17 protein-coding genes are annotated in these 21,932 nt (G+C 63.5%); 9 read left to right on the top strand and 8 right to left on the bottom strand.

The genetic code is table 11. The features are described from left to right. Positions 1-17: 17 nt before the first annotated feature. Positions 18-938: a LysR substrate-binding domain-containing protein gene (locus tag U5A57_RS14300; RefSeq protein ID WP_321911827.1), complete on the bottom strand. Its 921-nt coding sequence runs from the start codon at positions 936-938 to the stop codon at positions 18-20. A gap of 95 nt (positions 939-1,033) precedes the next feature. Here U5A57_RS14300 and U5A57_RS14295 point away from each other — a divergent pair, with 95 nt between their 5' ends. Beyond that, on the top strand, positions 1,034-2,035 hold the full coding sequence (locus tag U5A57_RS14295; RefSeq protein ID WP_321911826.1) for an alpha/beta fold hydrolase: 1,002 nt from the start codon (positions 1,034-1,036) through the stop codon (positions 2,033-2,035). 83 nt (positions 2,036-2,118) lie between these two features. Here U5A57_RS14295 and U5A57_RS14290 read toward each other — a convergent pair whose 3' ends face one another. Together U5A57_RS14290 and U5A57_RS14285 are read right to left on the bottom strand one after the other, a co-directional pair. Next, positions 2,119-3,492 (bottom strand): LLM class flavin-dependent oxidoreductase, encoded by a 1,374-nt coding sequence (locus U5A57_RS14290; protein ID WP_321911825.1) that lies wholly within the window; start codon positions 3,490-3,492, stop codon positions 2,119-2,121. 85 nt (positions 3,493-3,577) lie between these two features. Further along, on the bottom strand, positions 3,578-3,703 hold the full coding sequence (locus U5A57_RS14285) for a hypothetical protein (RefSeq protein ID WP_321911823.1): 126 nt from the start codon (positions 3,701-3,703) through the stop codon (positions 3,578-3,580). 446 nt (positions 3,704-4,149) lie between these two features. On the opposite strand from U5A57_RS14285, the gene U5A57_RS14280 reads away from it, so the two are divergent. Beyond that, entirely contained in the window at positions 4,150-5,943 is a 1,794-nt protein-coding gene (locus U5A57_RS14280; protein ID WP_321911821.1) for a radical SAM protein, read from the top strand. 146 nt (positions 5,944-6,089) lie between these two features. Here U5A57_RS14280 and U5A57_RS14275 read toward each other — a convergent pair whose 3' ends face one another. After that, positions 6,090-7,988 carry a potassium transporter Kup gene (locus tag U5A57_RS14275; protein ID WP_321911819.1) on the bottom strand — a complete coding sequence of 633 codons (1,899 nt, stop codon included), beginning with the start codon at positions 7,986-7,988 and terminating at the stop codon, positions 6,090-6,092. Positions 7,989-8,088: 100 nt separating this feature from the next. Between U5A57_RS14275 and U5A57_RS14270 the strand changes: the two genes are divergently transcribed. Next, positions 8,089-9,363 carry an NRAMP family divalent metal transporter gene (locus tag U5A57_RS14270; RefSeq protein ID WP_321911818.1) on the top strand — a complete coding sequence of 425 codons (1,275 nt, stop codon included), beginning with the start codon at positions 8,089-8,091 and terminating at the stop codon, positions 9,361-9,363. 264 nt (positions 9,364-9,627) lie between these two features. Further along, positions 9,628-9,849: a hypothetical protein gene (locus U5A57_RS14265; RefSeq protein ID WP_321911817.1), complete on the top strand. Its 222-nt coding sequence runs from the start codon at positions 9,628-9,630 to the stop codon at positions 9,847-9,849. 42 nt (positions 9,850-9,891) lie between these two features. Here U5A57_RS14265 and U5A57_RS14260 read toward each other — a convergent pair whose 3' ends face one another. Then, entirely contained in the window at positions 9,892-10,788 is an 897-nt protein-coding gene (locus tag U5A57_RS14260) for a LysR substrate-binding domain-containing protein (protein ID WP_321911816.1), read from the bottom strand. Between the two features lie 123 nt (positions 10,789-10,911). Here U5A57_RS14260 and U5A57_RS14255 point away from each other — a divergent pair, with 123 nt between their 5' ends. The 4 genes from U5A57_RS14255 to U5A57_RS14240 all read left to right on the top strand — a co-directional run bounded on the left by U5A57_RS14255 (position 10,912) and on the right by U5A57_RS14240 (position 16,264). Beyond that, the gene (locus U5A57_RS14255; RefSeq protein WP_321911814.1) at positions 10,912-12,015 is read left to right on the top strand and encodes a M14 family metallopeptidase; all 1,104 of its coding nucleotides are present in this window, start codon (positions 10,912-10,914) and stop codon (positions 12,013-12,015) included. Between the two features lie 174 nt (positions 12,016-12,189). After that, a complete protein-coding gene (locus U5A57_RS14250) occupies positions 12,190-13,392 on the top strand; it encodes a porin (protein WP_321911812.1) in 1,203 nt (400 codons plus the stop codon). A gap of 16 nt (positions 13,393-13,408) precedes the next feature. Further along, complete coding sequence (locus tag U5A57_RS14245) at positions 13,409-13,756, top strand: BON domain-containing protein (protein ID WP_321911811.1); 348 nt, start codon at positions 13,409-13,411, stop codon at positions 13,754-13,756. A 267-nt stretch (positions 13,757-14,023) separates the two neighbouring features. After that, on the top strand, positions 14,024-16,264 hold the full coding sequence (locus tag U5A57_RS14240; protein ID WP_321911809.1) for a TonB-dependent siderophore receptor: 2,241 nt from the start codon (positions 14,024-14,026) through the stop codon (positions 16,262-16,264). A gap of 21 nt (positions 16,265-16,285) precedes the next feature. On the opposite strand, the gene U5A57_RS14235 is transcribed toward U5A57_RS14240, so the two are convergent. Continuing rightward, on the bottom strand, positions 16,286-17,776 hold the full coding sequence (locus U5A57_RS14235; protein WP_321911807.1) for an MFS transporter: 1,491 nt from the start codon (positions 17,774-17,776) through the stop codon (positions 16,286-16,288). Between the two features lie 158 nt (positions 17,777-17,934). Here U5A57_RS14235 and U5A57_RS14230 point away from each other — a divergent pair, with 158 nt between their 5' ends. Then, positions 17,935-18,813 (top strand): LysR family transcriptional regulator, encoded by an 879-nt coding sequence (locus U5A57_RS14230; protein ID WP_321911806.1) that lies wholly within the window; start codon positions 17,935-17,937, stop codon positions 18,811-18,813. A 30-nt stretch (positions 18,814-18,843) separates the two neighbouring features. Here the strand turns inward: U5A57_RS14230 and U5A57_RS14225 are convergent, their stop codons facing one another. After that, on the bottom strand, positions 18,844-20,970 hold the full coding sequence (locus tag U5A57_RS14225; RefSeq protein WP_321911804.1) for a D-(-)-3-hydroxybutyrate oligomer hydrolase: 2,127 nt from the start codon (positions 20,968-20,970) through the stop codon (positions 18,844-18,846). A gap of 246 nt (positions 20,971-21,216) precedes the next feature. Beyond that, on the bottom strand, positions 21,217-21,932 hold a 716-nt coding region (locus tag U5A57_RS14220), incomplete at its 5' end, for a TAXI family TRAP transporter solute-binding subunit (protein WP_321911802.1).

The following is a 21,932-nucleotide window of genomic DNA, read 5'->3' as shown; positions in this document are numbered from 1 at the left end:
CTTCGCATGCGGCGCACTCATGCGATGTGGCTTTGGCGAGCCTGTTCGACGATCCAGTCGATGACGGCGCGCACGTCGTCGCGCGGGGTTTCGTCGGCCTGATGCAGCCAGTAGGCGTAGCCGGTCGGGCCCACGGCGCGCGCATTGCCGATGGCGGCGAGCCTGCCGTCGGCAAGCAGCGGCTGAACGAGCGCGAGCCGCCCGAGCGCGATGCCCCGGGCGGCAATGGCGGCCTGAATGACCTGATCGTACTGGTTGAAACGCAGCACGCCGCGTAGCGGTGCGCTGTCGAGGCCGCGCGCGGCGAGGTGGTCCGTCCAGCGAAGCATCGGGCGGCGCGCCCCTTCGAACTCGAGCAGCACGTGGCGCGCGAGCGTGGCCGCGTCGAGCTTCTTGACGTTCAACGACGGATGCGCGACCGGCAGTACGTATTCGTCGTACAGATGCACCGCGCGACTCGACGCCTCGGGCGCGATGCGCGCGGGTGCGTAGCGCAACGCGAGATCGATGCCTTCGGCGCGCAGATCGAGCACCTTCTCGGATGTCGCGATGCGCAGATCGATCTCGGGAAGCAGACGTTGCAACTCGCCGATACGCGGCAGCAGCCAAAGGCCGGCAATCCCGATGCTGGCGGTGATCGTCACCGGCTGGCGTGTTTGCGGCGTGGCGAGCGCGCCGACGATCTCCTGCATCTGCTGTACCGCGCTGTCCGAAACGCGCAGCAGGCTCTCGCCCTCCGGCGTGAGCGAGATCGAACGATAGCCACGGTTGAAGAGGCGCACGCCCAGCGCTGCTTCGAGCGCAGCGATCTGGCGGCTCACGGCGGATTGCGTCACGCACAGGTCGTCGGCGGCGAGCGTGATGCTCATGCGCCGGCCGACCGCCACGAAACCGCGAATGAGGTCGAGGGGAGGGAGTTTCACGAGCGGCACTGACATGCGTATTCCTCATGCGAAAGCTGCTGAAAGATTGATTGAGCCGGCGCGCAAGGTCAAGTGAAATCGATGCTCCGCTTACTTCATGGAGCACGTTCATGCATTCAGCCGATCCGGGCGAGACACGTCCTCTCGCTGTCGCCATCACCGCCGCAGATGGCTTTGTGCTCCGCGCTTATGTGTGGCGACGCCACGCGCGGCTGAGCGCCGACGGGTCGCGTCCCGTCGTCATCGTCAATTCGGCCACGTCGGTGCGCTGCCATTACTATTTCCGCTTCGGTGCGTGGCTGCACCAGCAGGGCTTCGACGTGCTGGTCTACGACTACCGCGGCATTGGCGCTTCACAGCCCGTTGCGCTCGCAACGCTCGATGCAAGCTGGCTGGAGTGGGGCGAACGCGATTGCGAAGCGGTGCTGCGTTACGTGCGCAGCACGTTCCCCGGGCAGCCAGTCGATGTCGTGGGCCATAGCATAGGCGGCTTCCTGATCGGGCTTGCGCCCTCGAATCACCTTGTGCGCCGTGTCTTCACCGTCGGCACGCAATACGCGTATTGGCGCGACTACGCGCCGCGCAGCATGCCGCTAATGCTCTGGAAATGGCACGTCGTCATGCCCGCTTTGACCTGCCTGAAGGGCTATTTCCCCGCATCGTGGTTCGGATGGATGGAGGACACGCCGCGCGGCGTTGTGAACATCTGGAGCCGGGGCCGCGCACGCTTTGAAGATACGCTTCGTAAGGGATCGCTCGCGCGCACGTCGCAAGAGCGCGCCGAAATCGTCGCCCGTTTTGGCGGTCTGCATGCGCCCATTCTTGCCGTCAGTTTCCCGGATGACCCGTTCGGCACGGTCCGGGCGATCGAACGCACGCTGCGATACTTCACGCATAGCGACTCGACGCATCTACGCATCACGCCCGCTTCAGTTGGCGAGCGCAGCATCGGGCACTTCGCATTTTTTCACTCGCGATTCGAACGCAGCCTGTGGCCCGTCGCGCGGCATTGGCTGACCGATGGCAAAGTGATTGCGGCGGCTCCAGCGACAACGCACACGAGTCCGAGTCATGTCATGCCTGTCGCCAGGCCGATTGGCACGCGCAAATAGGCTTGTGCAAAGGAGCTAAAGTGTGTTTCAGAAGAACGCTGCACGAAGCGCAACGCCCAGGCGTTGCGCTTCGATGAGCACAATCAGGAAGCCACGCGCAACGCGTCTTCCTGTTGCGTGGCGAAGCGGTTAACGGGGCGCGGCAAGCCAAGATGCTCGCGCAAGGTGCGCCCCTTATATTCGGTGCGAAAGAGTCCGCGCCGCTGCAATTCGGGCACCACGTACTGCGCGAATTCATTCAGGCCGCCCGGCAGCCACGGCGACATGATATTGAAGCCGTCGGCGCCTTCCTCCTCGTACCATTGCTGAAGCTGATCGGCAATGCTTTGTGGCGTGCCGATCACCTGTTGATGCCCGCGCGCCCCCGCAATGCGCAGATAAAGATCGCGGATGGTGAGGTTGTCGCGCCGCGCGAGGTCGAGCAGCAAGCGTTGACGGCTCTTGCCGCCGTTGGTTTCCGGCAGGTCGGGCACGGGACCATCCACGGGGTACTGCGAGAGGTCGAGACCGCCCGACATGTTCGAGAGCAGTTGAAGTCCCACGCTCGGATGGATGAGCGCCTGCAACGCATCGAACTTCTCCTGCGCTTCTTCCTGCGTGCGGCCGATCACGGGGAAAATGCCCGGCATGATCTTGAGATGTTCGGGGCGGCGGCCATAACGCGCGAGCCGCCCCTTCACGTCGCGATAAAACTGCTTCGCCTCATCTAGCGTTTGATGCGCAACGAAGATCACTTCGGCGGTCTGCGCCGCGAGTTCCCTGCCGGCTTCGGAAGCGCCCGCTTGCACCACAACCGGCCAGCCTTGCGGCGAACGCGCGACGTTCAGCGGTCCGCGCACCTTGAAATGCTTGCCGCGATAGTCGAGCGTGTGCAGTTTCTGCGGGTCGAAGTAGATGCCGCTCGCCTTGTCGCGGATAAAGGCGTCGTCTTCCCAGCTATCCCAAAGGCCGGAGACCACGTCGTAGAACTCTTTCGCGCGCTCGTAGCGCACGGCGTGATCGAGATGCTTGTCGAGGCTGAAGTTGTGCGCTTCGGTTTCGGTGCTCGAAGTCACGAGATTCCAGCCCGAGCGTCCGCCGCTCAGATAGTCGAGCGAGGCGAATTTGCGGGCCACGTTGTAGGGCTCATTGAACGAAGTCGACACCGTGGCGATGAGCCCGATGTGTTTCGTCACGACCGACAGCGCGGAAAGCAGCGTGATCGGCTCGAAATGATCGGCGCGCGCGGTGCGCGAGAGCGAGGGTACATGGGTGTCGCGCACGCTCACGCTATCGGCGAAAAAGATCGCATCGAATTTGGCGCGCTCGGCCGTTTGCGCCAGTTCGGCGTAGTGCGCGAAATCGAGGCCGCCGGCTGCGTGTGCGTCGGGATGGCGCCACGCGGCGATATGGTGGCCCGTTTCCATCAGGAAGGCGCCGAGGCTCAATTGCCCAGGGCGTCGCGGTGCTGCACTCATGTGTGCTCCTCGAATCGTGGTTGGCATTCGCTACGGAATGGGCTGCAAGGGTTCAATGCGCCCACGCGCTCTGCCGCGGATTCGGTCAGGCGGCCCGTGCCGCAAACCGCGTCGAGCCGTTGCAGACCGTATGAAACTGGCGAATGCCAGGCCGGTCGTATGCTTCGACGAGCGTGGCGCAATCGGGTTGAAGGCTGGGCGCGTTCGACATATCGTGATCCTGACCAAAATTTGGCAGGAGCATTCTTGCCGATCGGTTCTCTCACCACAAACAAGCAATTGAGCTATTCATAGTTGCGCGAGTGTGTTCGCGCGGCCAGGCGATGCGCGGCACGCTCTTTCCAGAGAGTCGCCGCTTCGGTTTGGCTCGTGTCGAATGGATGTCGGGCGGCGTCGTGCTCCAGCCGAAGACATGCTCGATGCATTTGTGCATGCGCGGGCTGATGGCGTAGCCGGCCGTGTCGTCGTTCTTGTCGGCCCCAACAGGATCGCAATCCTCGTAATCCCGCGTCTGCGGAATTGTAAACACAAAGGGCGGCCAGACAGGTAGGATGCGGGTTGTTGTGCTGTTTGCCAGTTTGCGATCCGACTCAGATTTTCTGAAGACGGACGACCTTCACGGTTTTGTGACTTCCAGACAGGGCTACAGAGCAGACCATGGACGCGATCTACTCGACTTCTGACAGCTGCCGATTCACCCTTGTCCTCATCAAGCCGACCCATTACGACGACGACGGCTACCCGATCCAGTGGCTCCGCTCGGTCATGCCTTCCAATACACTCGCGTGTATGTATGCGCTTGCTGATGACGCGCGAAAGCGAGCGCTGCTGGGCCCTGGCGTCCATTTCGACATCGAGACATGCGACGAAACCAACCAGCGGGTGTGGCCGGCGCGCATCATTCGTGACCTGAAGGCAAAAGGCGGGAGATCGTTGATTGGTCTGGTCGGTGTCCAGTCGAACCAGTACCCGCGAGCACTCGACCTCGCCCGCCAGTTCCGTGATGCAGGCTTGCCGGTTGCGATCGGTGGTTTCCACGTTTCTGGCTGCATCTCCATGCTGCCCGACATGCCCGCTGAGCTTACGCAAGCGCAAGCAATGGGCGTGGCACTCTTCGCTGGAGAGGCCGAGGAGCGGCGTTTCGACGAGGTCCTGCTCGACGCGTGGAATGATGCAATGAAGCCTTTGTATAATTTCATGAACGACTTACCGTCGCTCGAAGGCGCTCCCCAGCCCTTCTTGCCGCGCAAGCATATCGAACGCACGGCGGGGACCTATACCTCGGTGGACCTCGGTCGTGGTTGCCCGTATCAGTGCTCGTTTTGTACGATCATCAACGTGCAAGGCCACAAGAGCCGCTTTCGCACCCCTGACGATCTCGAGAAGATCATCCGCGAGAACGCGAAGCAGGGCATCGACCGGTTCTTCGTCACGGATGATAATTTCGCCCGCAACCACGACTGGGAAATCCTTCTCGACCGCGTCATCGAACTTCGGGAAAAGGAAGGCATTCACTGCGGCTTCACGATCCAGGTCGACACGCTCTGTCACAAGATTCCAGGTTTCATCGAGAAAGCAACGCGCGCGGGTGTGCGTCGCGTGTTCATCGGGCTGGAGAATATCAATCCCGAGAATCTGATCGCGGCGAAGAAGCGGCAGAACAAGATCACCGAATACCGCGCCATGCTGCAGCAGTGGCGCGTCCACGGTGCGATTACTTACGCCGGCTATATCATCGGATTCCCTGCGGACACGAAAGAATCGATCCTGCGTGACATCGAAATCATCAAGCGTGAATTGCCAATCGACATTCTCGAATTCTTCATGCTGACTCCGCTTCCGGGCTCCGAAGATCATCAAACGATGGTTCGAAACGGCGAGTGGATGGACCCGGACATCAACAAATACGACACCAACCACCGGGTCACGCACCACCCGAAAATGTCGGACGCTGAATGGGAAGAAGCGTATCGGTGCGCGTGGAGTGCGTTCTATTCGTACGAGCACATCCGCACGATCGTCAAGCGGGCAGCGCAGATCCCGAACGGCCGGCCGAAGACGATCATGCGCACCATCGCCTGGTTCAGACTGATGATTGAACACGAGGGTGTGCATCCGCTCGAAGGGGGCGCTCTGCGCATGAAACACCGCCGTGACCGCCGTTGGGGGCTGCCGGTCGAATCGCCGTTGCGCTTCTATCCGCGCTACTGGAGTGAGACCGCTGTCAAGCTGACAAGGTATCTGCGCTTCTACCTCAGGACAGAGGCTACCCTCAGGAAGGTCATGAAGGCGCCGGATCGCTACGCCTACACGGATATCGCCATCACGCCGCTGCAGGAAGAGGAGTTCGAACAGCTTGGACTCTTTCACGCCACGAGCGGCGGCGAGGCGGCGCTCGCCGTCCACCACCGGCGTATTGCCATCCGGTCATCGGGCCCGTCTGCTGCGTGACGTCAACAGTGACGTCAACAGCGCGGCTCGAACAGAGCGGCGCGCGGCTATGACGCAATCGAACGAATGACGCGCGCCGGATGGCCACCGACAGGCGTCATTCGTCATGCGTTGTCTTTCTCCAGCGATGCGCCCGATTACGTGCCTTATAGGTTGATCTGTCCGCCCATCTCGACCACCCGGTTCGCGGGCAGGCTGTAATACTCGGCCGCTTGCGCCGCGTTGCGCGCCATGAACGCGAACAGCTTTTCACGCCATAACGACATGCCTTTGCTCTGTGCGGTTGCGAGGATCGTGTCGCGGGCGAGGAAGAACGATGTGGCTGCGGGTTCGTACTGCCATGCAGGTATCTGTTTTTGCACGAGCAGAAGGAGTGCGGGGACGTTGGGCATTTCCATGAAGCCATGGCGCGCCGCAACCGCGTAGCATCCGTGCCCGAGATCGCTCACTGAGACTTTCTCGCTTTCGGGCACATGCGGAACATTCTCGGTCGTGCCGGCCAGAAAGATATTGGTGTCGTGCATCACGCCGTTATGCTTGAGATTGTGCATGAACGCGCTCGGCGTCATGCCGGGCACTCCGCCGGGAAACACAGCCGTTCCGTTCACGCGGGGAGGCGGGTGCGATCCCGCGCACAGCGACTGGATGAATGCCGGTAAGGGCAGGTTGTCGCTTTTCACACGCTCGACGACCAACTCCCGCCCGCGATGCCATGTCGTCATGACGGTGAACAGCACGCCGCCTGCCAGCAGCGGAAACCATCCGCCATCGAGGACCTTGCTCGCGTTGCTCGCAACGAATACCGCATCCACAATGGCCAGCGGCCCGATCACAGCCGCCGTTGCGGCCGGCTTCCAGTTCCACAGGCAGTGGGTAATGAAGTACATGAGCAGCGTTGTCAGCAGCATCGTCGAGGCAACGGCAATGCCATAAGCGGCCGCGAGATTGTCCGATGACCGGAAGAACACCACGAGGAATACGACCGCCGCATAGAGCGATATGTTGATGAACGGGACGTAGACCTGACCCACTTCGTGCGTCGACGTATGTATGACCGGAATGCGCGGCAGCAGGCCCAGCTGGACGGCCTGCTTCGTCATGGAAAACGCGCCGGAAATGACGGCCTGCGACGCGATGATCGTCGCCGCCGTAGCCAGCAGCACCAGCGGAAGCAGTGCCCAGCCCGGCGCGAGGGAAAAGAACGGCTGCGTGAGCGCGGAAGGCGTCGCGAGCACGAGCGCGGCCTGGCCGAAGTAGTTGAGAATGAGGCTTGGCAGCACGAGCAGCAGCCACGCGAGCCGGATGGGTGTCTTGCCGAAGTGCCCCATGTCCGCATAGAGCGCTTCGCCCCCCGTCAAGGCGAGGAACACGGAGCCGAGTACGACGAACGCCGTACCAGGTGCGTGCGCAACGAAGCTCAATGCATAAGAGGGCAATGCGCCGCGCAATATGCCGGGGTTGTGTGCGATATGAAAAACACCGAGTACGGCAAGGGTCAAGAACCAAACGATCATGACCGGTCCAAAAACTTTTCCGACCGTGGCTGTGCCGTGCTTTTGAAGCTTGAACAGGCCGGTCAGGATAACGAGTGCAATGGGCACGATCCACGTGGCGAGGTGGGGATCCACGAGTTCGACGCCTTCCACTGCCGAGATGACCGAAATCGCCGGTGTGATCATCGAGTCGCCGTAAAACATCGCGGCGCCGAAAACGCCGAGTGTCAGGAGCACGGTGCGCAGCCGCACGGGCGCCACGCGAGCGGCTAACGCCGTAAGCGCCAGAATGCCGCCTTCGCCGTCATTGTCCGCACGCATCACGAAGCTCACGTACTTGAGCGTCACGACGATGATGATCGACCAGAGGATCAGCGACACGATACCGAATACGTTGGCCTGGCTTATTCCGCCGGCGGCTTTCAGGCATTCGCGCAATGTGTAGAGCGGGCTGGTTCCGATGTCGCCGAACACCACGCCTATGGCGCCGAGGATGAGGGCGGGCGGAACGTCTGTCGTGTGATTGGCGGAACGCGCTGATATAAAGGCCATAGGTAAGGAAAATGAAATTCAACGTCCCTCGGGACAGCGCGTCTTGACTCGCACGCTACAATCGCTCGACAGATACTACAGGCGCATCCTTTCAGAACGCATGACCCGTCTCCCGACGCTCAAGGAAACCGTTTCGCGAGGACTGCGCCGGCTCGCCCTATGGGGCCCTGGGCTTCTCGTGATGCTGGCCGACTGCGACGCCGGTAACGTCGTGACCGCCGCACAGGCGGGCGCGCAAACGGGGCTGCGGCTCTTGCCCGTGCTGCTCGCGCTCGTCCCGTTGCTCTACATGGTCCAGGAACTGACCGTACGTCTCGGCATTTTCACCGGGCGCGGATATGGCGAACTCATCCGCTCGCGCTTCGGCCTGGTTTGGGCGTCGCTGGCCGCAGCGGGTCTGGTCGTCGCCGTGCTGGGGTCGCTCGTCACGGAGTTTACTGGCGTCGCTGGTGTGGGGGAGATGTACGGCGTATCGCGTTCCGTCACGCTGCCGCTCGCCGTTATCCTGTTGACTGGCATTGTGCTCACGGGCTCGCACAAGCGCGTAGACCGGATCGCCATTGCCATTGGCGCATTCGATCTCACGTTTTTCGCCGTCGCATGGAGTGCGCGCCACCAGCTTCAGGTCATGGTCCCGCAGATGACTCACCTGGCAGCCGGCGGCCGGCAAGCCGGTTATCTCGCCGCGGCGCTCATTGGCGCGACGTTCAATCCATGGATGGTGTTCTATCAGCAGGCGGCGGTCGCGGACAGCCTCACGGAAAAGGACTTCACGTCGGCGCGGGTCGAGACGGCAGTCGGTGCCGTCCTCACGCAATGGCTCACGGCAGCGGTGCTCGTCGCTGCGGCCGCAACGTTGTCGGCGCATGGTGAGCCGCGCTCGCTCGACAGCATTGGCGAAATCAGCAATGCGCTCGTTGCCGTTACGGGGCCGTTGGCAGGCCGCCTGCTGTTTGGCGTGGGCGTGCTCGGCGCGGCGCTGGTGGCGGCCATCGTGAGTTCTCTCGCGCTGGCATGGGGGCTTGGCGATGTGTTCGGGTACAGGGCGTCGCTGGAGGACCGTCCCGACCGTGCGCCCTGGTTTTATGGCGCGTATGCGCTGGCCGTAGCCGGCAGTGCGTGGGCGGTCTGGCTCGCGCCCGATCTCGTTTCCCTGAACGTCGCGGCGCAGGTGATCAATGCGTTGATGTTGCCGCTCGTCCTCGGGTTGCTCGTCGCACTCAGCGTCACCGTGTTGCCGCAACGCTATCGGCCTCGCGGAGTTTATTTGTGGCTCGTTGTTTTCGTGGGGGCGATTGTGTGTGCCGCGGGTGCGTGGGGCGCGGCGCAGGGGCTGCGTCTTTCACCTGCAATACCAGGCTTACAAATCCATTAACGAGCCACAGTTTGGTGCAGTGCACCAGCTAACGCTGCCTGATGCGGCCCTGTGTATGCTTCCGGGTTTCCGTTGTTTTGTTGCTATCTTGCTGAAATCGAGTTTGCGAAAGACTTTTCTGGCTATAGTTAAAGTGCTTTCTCAAGCGCTTGATGCGGCGCGGTAAGCATTGCGCCATGCACCAGGAGCGTCCGGTTTGCGCAGGGTGTTGTCGCCGAATCCGGCGAGAAGGCCGCAAAACCAACCGATGTCTGGGAGGACCAGATGAGACGCACGAAGACGCAGTCACTGCGTTATCAGGTCGAAAAATGGCTCGCACCTACCACGCCGGTGCACGTCACCGCGTTTGGCCATACCCCTTCAGGCAGGGCGCGCTATGTGTGCGTGGAGACGCGCCAGACAACGGGATTTCACGCGCTGTTCTTCTTTCAGCACGACGACGGCTACTGGAATGTGTTTCCTCCCATGGGCGACCAGGTGCGGTGATTCGCGAGATATCGTTAGGTATCCGATGTAACGGCAAACGCTTCACTGCATGGCGGCTTGCTCGACGCAGGCGAGAAAGCGCGCGGCCGCCGTGGTGAGCGGCCGCTCCCGCCTTTGTACGACGTAGACGTCCATGTCGGGAAACTGCTCGTGGATCTTCACTTCGCGGATCCTGCGGCGCTTCATCTCGAGTTCGAACGTCGGCAGCGTGGCCACGCAAATCACATCGGTCTTCGCGATCAAGGCGACGGACGGCGCCAATGCCTGACAGCGCATGATCCGGCTCGGCGCGGACAGACCCAGCGAGTGGAAATAGGCGCTGAACCCCTTGTCGATCTGATCGCCGGGCTCGCAAGGCACGAGCCATTCCGCTGCGTGCAGCATCGACATCGAGCGGGCATGCGCGAGTGGATGGCCCTGGCGCGCCACGACCAGCAACGGCATGGACATGATCTTTCGCTGCTCGACGAAATCAGGCCATTGCGTGTCTGCGACCGCCGTGATGACCGCGAAATCGGTGTCGCCGTCGCGCAGTGCGTTGAGCGCGGTGGGCAGCGCCAGTTCGCGTACGGTTACTGAGGTATCGGGATTTTGCGTGCGAAACTGCCCAAACGCCTGGGGCAGCAAAGCACACGCCACGGCCGATGACACCGACACGGCGACCTCTCCGCCCGCGCCATTGAGCATGGTCGACAGTTCTTCATGAATGTGCCGCACGTCGTTGACCAGCATGCGTGCGCGGCGCTGAAACACGACGCCGTATTCGGTGAGCGCAATGCCGTTGACCGAACGCACGACAAGCGGCACGCCCAGCGTTCTTTCCAGTTCGCGGATCGTCACTGTGACGGCGGGTTGCGTCAAACGCAGTGCGCGCGCGGCGCCATGCAAGCTGCCTTGCTCGGCGACACTGAGGAATACCCGCAATTGACGAAGTTTCATTCTGCTCCAGGGGATAAAAAAGCGTTATCAAGGCCGTTTTTTTATTGCCTTGTGCACCGGTGCGTTAGTCATGATCATTGTGGCCGAACGCACGCCTCGCGTGCATCTCATCGGGGTCACTGCATGGTAATAAAAAAATATTTCTCCGCTTCCTATGCGCAGGCACGCGAGCGATTCACGCAAGCGGCGCGTGCTGGCGGGTTCGAACTGAGGCAGGTCGCGCACCCCACGGCTGTCGGCCCCGATGGAGGGAGCTTGTCGATCGACCTCGCGATTCACGCGCCTGCCGGCGCACGTGCGTTGCTCATCATCACGTCGGGCACGCATGGGGTTGAGGGTTTCTGCGGATCGGGTTGTCAGGTCGGACTGCTCGACGACGCGGCCTTCCTTGCCGAAGCGAAGCGGCGCGGCGTCGCGCTGTTGATGATTCACGGCGTCAACCCGTATGGTTTCGCGCATCTGCGCCGGGTGAACGAAAACAACGTCGATCTGAATCGCAATAGCGCGGACCATGCGGCGCTGGCCGGTTCGAATCCCGGATACGTCACGCTCGATCCTTTGCTGCTGCCGGAGGTTTGGCCGCCTGACGCGGCCAATCAGGCCGCTCTCGGGGCCTACATCCAGGCGCACGGCGAAGCGGCGTTGCGCGAGACGGTGTCGAAGGGGCAGTACGCGGTACCAGACGGGATGTTCTACGGCGGAGCGCAAACGAGCTGGAGCACGCGGGCCGTCCACTCGATCCTGCGCGCGCACGCGAGCGGCTATCGTCGCCTTGCGTGGATCGATCTTCACACGGGGCTGGGCCCGTATGGCCACGGCGAAAAGATCTTCATGAGCACAGATCGCGCCGAACTGGAAAGAGCGCGCCGCTGGTGGGGCAACGACGTGAAGCCGATCCATGAACCCGGTTCGATTTCGGCCGATGTGCAAGGCCCGATCATCACGTTTTCGTACGACGAATTCCCGGGCGTCGAAAAGACGACCCTGGGTCTCGAATTCGGCACTTACGAACCCCTGCACGTATTGCAGGCGCTGCGCGCCGATCACTGGCTGCATCGTCATCCGGACTGCGAGGCGGCCAGCGCCGCGCAGATCCGGCAAAACCTGAAGGACGCCTTCTACTGCGACAACGACGAATGGAAGGGGCTGATTTTCGGGCAGATGCGCGTGGTTGCCTCGCAGGCCGTTGCCGGGCTTTGCGAAAGCAATTCGGACGTGACCGGCTAGAGACGAAGCACGCTTTCATTCAAGCGGCGTAGCGGCGATGGAAAGCACCGGGGTTTCATCGCGACTTGAATGCCAAATGATTTGTAATCCGAAATGAATTGAACGGAAGAATCGTCAGCAAGACAACGCATAACTATTTTAAAAACCATCTCTAAAGACAGGAGACTCATGAAGATGGCGAAGCAACGGAAATGGCTGCTCAAGACATGTGCGGCCGCCGCGGCGCTCTGTGCGGCGAGCGCGGCGAACGCGGACGGGAGCGTGACGCTGTACGGTATCGCCGATGTCGGCGTGATGTATCTAAGTCATTCGACACCGGAATTCAACGGCAGCAGCACAGGCACGGGCCACGTGTTCCAGCTCACGAACGCGGGCTATTCGCCTTCGCTGTTTGGTTTGAGCGGCAAGGAAGATCTGGGCGGCGGCCTCAAGGCGGAATTCAAGCTCGAAAGCGGTATCAATCTTGCCAATGGGGGCTTCGATAACCCGGGCGGCAACAACGGGCTGTTCAATCGTATCGCCGAGGTCGGATTGTCGGGCGGCTTCGGTACGGTCAAGGCCGGCCTGCAGATCTCGCCATTCTTCAACATCATTTACGCTCTCGATCCGCGCGGCGCCGGTGAATTCGGCAGCATTCTCACGCCCGTCAGCGATAACAGTCTGATCGCCGCGGTCTTCATGCCGAATGCGGTGTCGTATACGTCGCCCGACATCGGCGGGTTCCAGGCGGCCGGGCTGTACGCGCTCGGCGGCGTCGCCGGTTCCTTCCAGACCGGCCGTGCATGGTCGGTCAGCGCGCGCTACACCAACGGCACATTCCTCGCCGCGGCGGCGTACATCAGCACGAACAACGCGGCTGACAGTGCGCTCGCGAGCGTTGGCGAACTCTATCCCATCAACGTCCGCGCCTATACCGCGGGGATGAGCTACAAATTCGGCGGCCTGATTGCCAAGGCTGCGTTCGCCAACTTCAAGGCGAATAACGTGCCGGTTTCGGTGAATCCGGCGCTGATGTATTCGACCAATACCAGTGTGAACATCTATAGCGGCGGCTTCGACTATTTCCCGCTGCCGTATCTCGATCTGAACGCCGGCGTGTACTACCAGCAGGACCGCGTGAACGCCGGCGGTCATTCGGTGATGGGCGCAATCGGTTCGCAATTCTTCCTCTCGAAGCGCACGTCGCTGTATGCGCAGGTCGGCCTTGTGAACAACACTTGCGCGCACAACGGTGTTTGCCTCGGTTCGGGGCTGACGGTGGAGAGCGGCGGCAGCGGAGTGGGGGGGCTGCAAGGTCTCGGATTGGCCGCCGAAGGCCTCGGCCTGCCGCCAGGCACGACGGTCGGCGCGAACGTCGGCATTCGAACGACCTTCTGATCGGAGCAACGCAACCATGGCATTGAAAAAATTCGCCATCATTGTCGGCACGATGACGGCGTTGGCCGCGTTCAATGCGCAGGCCCAGCCCGCCGATTCCTCGGTTCCAGTGGCCGCCGCATCATCGGCCAAAGCCGCCCGCAAGGCGGACCACATGCTTGAAAAGGCTGTGCGCAAGGCGCTCGGCAAGGACAAGGCGGTGGACGTGACCAACCTGACCGTCCGCGCGCGCAACGGCGTGGTGACGTTGCTTGGCTCGGTGCCCGAGCAGGGCCAGGTGGACGCCGCCGCGCAGGCCGCACAAGGCGTGGCCGGCGTGTTGTCGGTGAACAACGCGTTGACCGTAAAGGCCGTCGCCCATTAGGACGGCGGAGTAGCGGCCTCGTCGCCGGCGTTCCCGTTCCCCCGTACATCGAGGCCGCTTCCGCAGGGAAGCGGCCTCGATGCTTTGTGGCCCACGTCCTGAAAAGCGGCAGGCAACCCCGTTAGCCGTTGTCCACGCAACGTCCCCAGAAAAATCCGCGATTTCGTTTTGTTTAAGCAAAGGTTTACATTACAATTGATAATGATTCGCAATATCATTATCAATGCCGCCGCAGGCAGCACCTCTTCGAACAACAACGACAGCCATATGCTTGAACGGGAAAACACACCAAGGCCATTCCGGCGCACCGCCATCTCCTGGACGGTCGAACGACTGCTGATGGGATTGCTGGCCACCGCCATCGCGCCATCGGTTGCGTGCGCACAGAGTGCGCCGGCCACACCAGCCGACGCCAGCCAGGCCGCCAATACGACGACCGACACGAAGGCGGCCGACACGAAGCAGCAAGGCAGCGTTCTGCCTGCGGTGTCCGTCAAGGCCACGGCCATGCCGGGCGAGCTGCCGGCCGCTTACGCGGGCGGGCAGGTGGCGCGGGGCGGCAGCATCGGCGTGCTCGGTACGGCGAACGTGATGGATCAGCCGTTCAGCACCACGAACTACACCGAGCAGATGATGCTGGACACGCAGGCGCGCACGCTTGCCGACGTCGTGGTGAACAACGCCTCGGTGCGCGCCGAGCAGAGCAGCGGCGGCTTTGGCGACGTGTTCCAGATTCGCGGCTTCGACGTTCAGGCAACGGACGTGGCGCTCAACGGGCTTTACGGCATGGTCTCGGCGAGCCGCATGCCGGTCAACCTCATGGAGCGCGTCGAAGTGCTTCAGGGTCCGGGTTCGCTCATGTACGGCATGGGGCCTTCGGGGAGCATTGGCGGCGCGATCAATATCGTCACCAAGCGCGCCGACGACGAGCCGCTCACGCGCCTCACGGCGCTGTACCAGTCGAAGGGGCAGTTCGGCGTGCAGGCGGACGTGGGCCGCCGCTTCGGCAGCGATGGCCAGTGGGGCATCCGCGTGAACGGCCAGTACAAGGACGGGCAAACGGGCATCGCGCACGGCAACCAGAGCCAGGGCAATGGCGCCGTTGCGCTCGACTACCGCGGCGAGAAGCTGCGCTGGTCGTTCGATGCGTACAACATCTCCGAGAATACCGACGAATTCCGCCCGCAGATCGGCCTCGGCACGGCTACGGCGGTGCCGGCGGCGCCGTCGTCGTGGACCAACTTTTATCCCGGCTCGAAGCTCAGGCTGCGCGATTCGGCGGTCACCACGCGGCTCGAGTACGACGTCAACCAATACCTGACCGTGTATGGCGCGGCGGGCGAGCATTACGGCACGTCGCAGCAGAATTTCCCGTGGGCGAGCGGCATGACCGCCGCGGGCGACTTCAATGTGATGAACGGGTACTACGACGCGTACAACCGCACGCGCACCGTCGACGCGGGCGTGCGTCTGCACTTCGACACGTTCGGCGTGAAGCACACACTGGTTGCGGGCGCAACGTCGTTAAACGAGGAACAGGGCTATTTCTATGCGCTCTCCGATTCGTCGGTGGCCTCGAATCTCTACAATCCCACGCCGCTTCCGGCCATGACGACCGCGCGCGGCGACGCCCAGCGCTCGAACCACACGCGCCTCGACAGCCAGCAGCTGATCGACACGATGTCGTTCTGGAACGACCGCCTGCTGCTGACGGGCGGCTTCCGGCGTCAGGTCATCGGCGTGGACGATTACGACACGACGACAGGCGCGCGCACCGATACGTATGTAAAGCAGGCGATCTCGCCGCTCGCGGGCATCGTCTTCAAGCCGTGGTCGAACATCTCTGTCTACGGCAACTTCACGTCGGGTCTCACGAACGGCAGCACGGCGCCGATCGGCACCGCGAACGCGGGCCAGGCGTTCGCGCCGTACAAGTCGAACCAGTACGAGGCAGGCGTAAAAGCCGACTGGGGCCGCGTGATGACCACGGTCTCGGTGTTCCAGCTTTCGCAGCCCAATGGCGTGACGAACCCGGTGACGAACGTCTATGGCTACGATGGCACAACGCGCGTGCGCGGCCTCGAACTGGCCGCGTACGGCGAGGCGTTTCGCCATCTGCGGTTGATGGCGAGCGCGACGTTCTACGACGCGAAGCTGCGCAACACCGCTGGCGGAGCGACCGACGGCAACGAGCCGGTGGGCGTGCCGAACTTCGCGTTCAATCTCGGCGCGGACTACGACTTGCCGTGGGTGCAGGGCCTGAGTGTCAACGGCCGCATCATCCACACGGGCGCTCAGTATTACGACGCCGCCAACACGCTGCGCTTGCCATCGTGGACGCGCTACGACATCGGCGCACGATACAGCACGCGAATTGCCCAAAAGAGCGTGGTGTTCCGGGCGAACCTGGAGAACCTGTTCGGCAGCCGCTACTGGATCCAGCAGGGCTCCTACCTCACGACGTCCGCGCCGCGCACCGTGCTGCTCTCCGCGCAGATCGACTTCTGATCGCGAGGACTCCAGAGCAAATTACCGTGTGACCGGACCGCTTGCCTCGGTGACATGCGTGACATGCATGCGCCGATGCAGCGGTCCGAGCGCGGTAGAAAGCAGCGCGCAAGGCAGCAGAATCGCGACGAGCGAAAACATCGTCGTCCTGAACGCATGCGCGTAGTCGAGCATGCCGGGCGCCGCGCCGAGCTTCGAGAAGAACAGGCCGCCTAGCGTGGCCGCGCCAACGGCGGCGCCAATCTGCAGCGTTGCCGTGACCATGCCCGAGGCAATGCCCGCGTGCTCGGGCGCCACTTCGGCAAGCACGATGCGCACGACGGAGGGCAGAACGAGCCCCTGGCCGATGCCGATTGCGGCGAGGCCCAGATAGAAGCCAGCGCCGGGCTGCGCCACGCCCGCGAGCGCAGCCGCAACGGTGAGCCCAAGCGCGAGCAGCACGAAGCCCAGCGTGAGCACGCGATAGCCGCCAAACCGGTGCACGAGGCGCGGCATCAGCAGCGGGCTCGAAAGAAACCCGAGGCCGAACGGCAGGATCGCGAGTCCCGATGCGAGCGGCGTCCAGTGCAGGCCGCCTTGCAGATAGATGCCATAGGTCAGGAAAAACGCGCTCATCGTATAGAACAGGAACGCCAGCACGAGGCCGAGCGCGATGACCGGATTGCGGAAGAGCCGCACGTCGAGCAGGGGATCCCGGCCGCCCGCGAGGCTGCGCCACTCCACGCGCAGCAGCAGGCCCAGCACGGGGAGCGAACCGATGAGGCAGGCGAGCATCCACAACGGCCAGCCGGACTCGCGCCCGCGCGTGAGCGGATAAACGAGCATCAGCAGAAACAGCGAAAGCAGCACGGTGCCCGGCACGTCGATGCGCTTGCCGCGCGGCGGCCGGCTTTCCGGAATGAAGCGCCAGCTGCCGATGAGCGCGAACACGCCGATAGGCAGGTTGACGAGAAAGATCGCGCGCCAGCCCAGACCGAACGGGTGCAGGCTGATGAGCGCGCCGCCGCCAAGCTGGCCGATCACCGCCGCCACGCCGAACACGAATGCATAGAGGCTCATCACGCGCACCTGCTCGTGCGGCGTGAAGACGCTGCGGATGGTGGCGAGCACCTGCGGCGCGAGGGTCGCCGCAAACAGGCCTTGCAGGATGCGGCTGGCCACGAGCGCCGCGCCGCTGGTGGCGAGGCCGCAGAACGTGGAGGCGACGACGAAGCCCGCCATGCCGATCATGAAGATGCGCTTGCGCCCGTACAGGTCGCCGAGCCGCCCGCCGGTGATCAGCATGACGGCGTTCGCGCACGCGTAGGCCGAGACGACCAGCTGGAGTTCGGACGCGTTCGCCCCGAGTCCGTCGCGGATCGCGGGCAGCGCCAGGTTGACGATGAAGTAGTCGAGCGGCGGCAGGATCGCGCCCACCAGCAAAACGACCAGCGCCCAGCCGTGATGGCTGTGGCCGGCTTCGGCAGCCGCGCGGGGCGCCACGGCGCAGGCCGCGTACGTATTGTCAGACATGAGTGTGCTCAGCAATAAAGGGCTGGATTGCGCTCAGGCTGCAGCGCCATGGGCGCGCCGCCTGGCTATCGAATCGACATTCTGACGGCGCTCGAAGAAACGGAAAAGCGGGAATAAGTGGTACCATCTATCGAGTTATTCGATGGATGTGAAATGCCATGCGCGGTTTCGAATTCGACCAGTTGAAGACGTTCGCGGCGGTGGCGAACGTGGGCAGCCTTTCGGCGGCGGTGCCGCTGCTGCATCTTTCGCAATCGACGATCAGCGAGCAGGTGCGCAAGCTCGAGGTGCGCGCGGGCGTGCCGCTGTTCGTGCGCAGCAAGCGCGGCGTCGAGCTTACGCCCGCGGGCACGCGGCTGCTCGAGCACGCGCGGCGTCTCGTGGCGCTCAACGAAGCCGCGTTCGACGAGGTGCGCGGCCAGGCGATCAAGGGCGAGCTGCGCGTTGCGATTACCGAGTACTTCCGCACCAACGAGGTGGCGGGTTTGCTCGTGCGGCTGCGCGACTGCTATCCGCAACTGAGCTTGCACGTGAGCGCGATGAAGAGCGCCGACATCGAGGTGGCCTACGCGAAGCGGCAGATCGATCTCGGCGTGGTCATGCACCTGTCGAGCGGCCCGTTCCGGCCCGCCGCCGACGACGCGGACACGCGCTGGGAGTTGATGCGCGAGCCGCTCCACTGGGTCGCGTCGCCCATGCTCGCCGAGCAGTTGCCGCAAGCGCTGCCGCTCGTGCTGCTGCCGGGCGACTGCATGATGCACCAGGTCGCGGTGCGCTCTCTCGAAGAAAACGACCTACCCTACGTGCTCGTCCACAGCGCGTCGGGCGTGGCGGGGCTGCAGTCCATGCTCGCAGCCGGCCTCGGCGTCGGGTGCCTGTGCGCGTCCGCGATCGGCGAGGGCCTCGTGCGTCTCGGCCCGAAGCACCGGTTGCCCACCTTGCCCGACGCCGTGTTCTCGCTCATGCCGCCTCATCCCGGCGAAGGGGACACCGTGACCCAGGCGCGGGAAGTGCTGGCGCGGCAACTGCTCGTGTGATGCGGGCGCCGCGCCCACCTTCGTCGTGCCTCAATGCGGCACGTTCACGACGCCATCGTTCGCGCGAATCGCATTGCTGCCCGGGTTCTCCACGATGGCCGGCAGGTTAGCGAGTCCCAGCGGCGGTGCGGCGCCCGGACTGCCGCCGCGCGCAATCGTGCGGATGACCTGCGACGGCGGCAGCGGCGTGCCGTTCTTCAGGTGACTCCACATCAGATTGAGCGCGGCGATGTTGTAGTAGTGGACCGGCACGAAGTGCGTATCGAAGCCCGGCACGGCGAGGAAGGCATCGAAGTGCTGCCCGTTCATCACTTCGTAGAGCGACAAGTGGCTGCGCGAGCCTTCTCGTTCGCTGTTTGCCGCGAGATACGCGCGCGAAGCATGGTTGATCGGCACGAGCGCGTCGCTGCGGCCTTGCACGATGATCGCAGGCTTGCCGTGCAGGTTCGCATTGACGCTGATCGCCTGAACGCTTTGGCGCATGCGCGGATCGCCCTTCGTCCACAACGCGCGCACACAGGCCGCGCCCGCGAAGCTCGCGTCCGGCGTGGCGAGCCGATGGTCGGCGCCGCCCGGCGGCGTGACGTTGTAGACGAGATTGACGCCATTGGTCGGCGGCACGCCGTTACCCACGCCGAAGATCGTGAGCATGGGCGAGACGGCCGGTGCAACGCCGGCCGCGCCCGTCGCGGCGTTCGTCGTGCCGAAGTTGAAGCCGCACAGGTTGTCCAGCACGCTTGAGCGCGTGTAGGCATCGGCGTAGGTCACCGCTACGGCCGGCACGGCCTGCGAATCCCACATCGGCGCGTGCAGCAGATCGGAGTCCGCTTCGTAGCCGGCTTCGTGCAGGCGGGCGAGCGCGTCGTTTGCCTGCGCCTGCGTATCGCCGCCGTGTATGTAGCCTGCCGCCGCGAGCGACGTGCAGCGCGCCTGACGAATCGCGGTGGTGGTCGCCACGGGCAGCGCCGTGAGATAAGGCGCGCCAGCGGCGGCGTCGGCGAGTGCGGCGCACGGTTGCAGCAGGTTTGCGAGCGTCATGTAGTCGGCGAGCGGCTTGCCGGCTGCGGCAATACGCTGACCGCCTTCCCTGACTTGCGCGTCGCCGGGCATGCGCACATTGATCTGCGGTTCCCCGACGACGACCGCCGTGATCCACTTGCCCGTGTCCTCTTCGGCTGCCGCGAGCGACGCGCCGCCGCCGTTGCTCACGGAAGCCGCGATCGTCGTGATGTCGCCGGGTGCGTAGCGCACGCCGTGATTCGATGCGTCGACGCGCGGCCCGAACTGCTGGTTGAGCACCCAGTATGCGAACTGGACGGCCTCGAGGGTGTCCTTGCCCCAGTCCGCTTCGGGATTCAACTGGGAATGCGCATGCTTGAACGCATAGCGGTTCGGAAACTTCTGGTTGTACGCGGCGAGCGCTCCCGCGGGCACGTTCGCGGTGAAAATGCTCGTGCGTCCCGCCGCTGCGGCGTCGGCCGTGCGGCCATCGATCAGCGTAACGAGGCCGCTCATCAGTTCCTCCGCGCCGTTGCCCGTGCCTTTGTCGGTATAGGCCACCGCGCAGCCGCGCTTGAGTCCCCACTCGCCGGCCGCCGAGATCGCGCCGTACACGCCGCGCGAGCCCGACGACGTGGCTGTCACGATGCACGGGTTCGCCGGATCGAAACTGGTTGGCACCTGCACGAGCAGGCTGACGTTCTGGCGGCCGCTGCCGTCGTCGGCAAACGCGAGGTATTCGGTGCCGGCGATCTTGCCTTCGCCCAGCGTGTCGTTGCCGTAGAGATCGACGTTAGGCCCCCAGAAGCGGCCATAGCCGCCGTTCGCACTGATGTCGACGAGCGCGCGATAGTTCGCCCAGATCGCGAGCCTGCGCAATTCCGCTGCCGTCGGAGCCGCGGGATTCGCGATGGCCGGTTGCGCGCCGGCAAGCCCGCTTTTGCCGAGGCCGGCGGTCAGCAGATCGTCGCTGACGCCGTCGTAGGTCGTGGTTTGCAGACTGCTCGCCACGACGAACGGCGGCAGTCTGTTGAATGCTGTGTGGCCGCTGTTGTTTCCGCTAGCGTGTGCGCCCGGCAAAAGCGCCGCGCCTGCCAGGGCGACCGCGGCACTGAGCCGCGCCGTTTTACGCCGGATTGCGAACGGGGTATCTCTCATGGGTGGTTCCTTGTTTGTTGTTAGGGTAGGACGCACTGCATCGGGACGGCCGTTTCGACGTGCCGGCATCGCGGCACCCATCGACATTAGGACATCCTGAAAGCAGATACCAGGAGAGATTGCATGCGCGCGCAAGGGGACCGGCCTCCACGCCGCACTGGCGTTGGAAGGCCGGACTGGCGCGCCGATTACGCGCTTTGGGGATCGCGTTCGCGAGCCGGATGGCCTGGCGGCTGACTCGCGGGCTTACTTGCAAAGCAGGAGCAAGCGCTCCTGATCCGAGCATGGCCGCCCGTCGGCTCTTGGAGCGGGTGTGCCGCCTTGTGCCGTGGCCGGGCCTTTTGAGGTCTGCATTGCGGCGCGATGCGCGAAACACGCCTTCAGACGCCGCTCGACGGGCTGATAGTATTGCCAGCCTTTGCCGAGGCTGGGTAGTTCAAGCTTCACCTGCTTCCACTTCGGATGGCCGTGCTCCTGCAGGTTGTCGAAGTTCGTGCAGAGCGAATCGGCAAAGCGCTTCAGGTTGCCGACCGTATCGCGCAGGTTGTAGTCGTAGGTGACGAGAAAGGCTTTCACCGTCCAGGTCGGCACGTCCTCCTTCAGCCAGTTCGGGTAGCTCGACACGTGAATGGTCGCCGGATAGTAGGTTTGCTTCGCGCGCGCCGTTTCGGGGGCGTTGGGGTCGACGCGCAGGAAGCGGATCTGCTGCAGCAGTTCGGGGTTCATGTCGGTAAAGAGCTTGGCGGGTTGCCCGGCGACGATGATCGCCACATCGATCTTCTTGACGATGAGCGCCGCAAGCGCGTCTTCATTGCTCAGGTGCTGCGCGTTCTGTTCGGGAATGGGCTGGCCGAACATGAGGCGGTAGAGCGTCGTCGCCGACTGCGCGGTGCCGCTGCCTATCAGGCCCACGCTCATCACCTTGTCCTTGATCTCGTTGATGTTCTTCATCGGCGAGTCGT

Source organism: Paraburkholderia sp. J11-2 (assembly GCF_905220185.1).
In the GTDB taxonomy this organism is placed as follows: Bacteria; Pseudomonadota; Gammaproteobacteria; order Burkholderiales; family Burkholderiaceae; genus Paraburkholderia.
The sequence above is the reverse complement of the archived record's forward strand: the minus strand, read 5'-3'. Positions and strand labels throughout refer to the sequence as shown.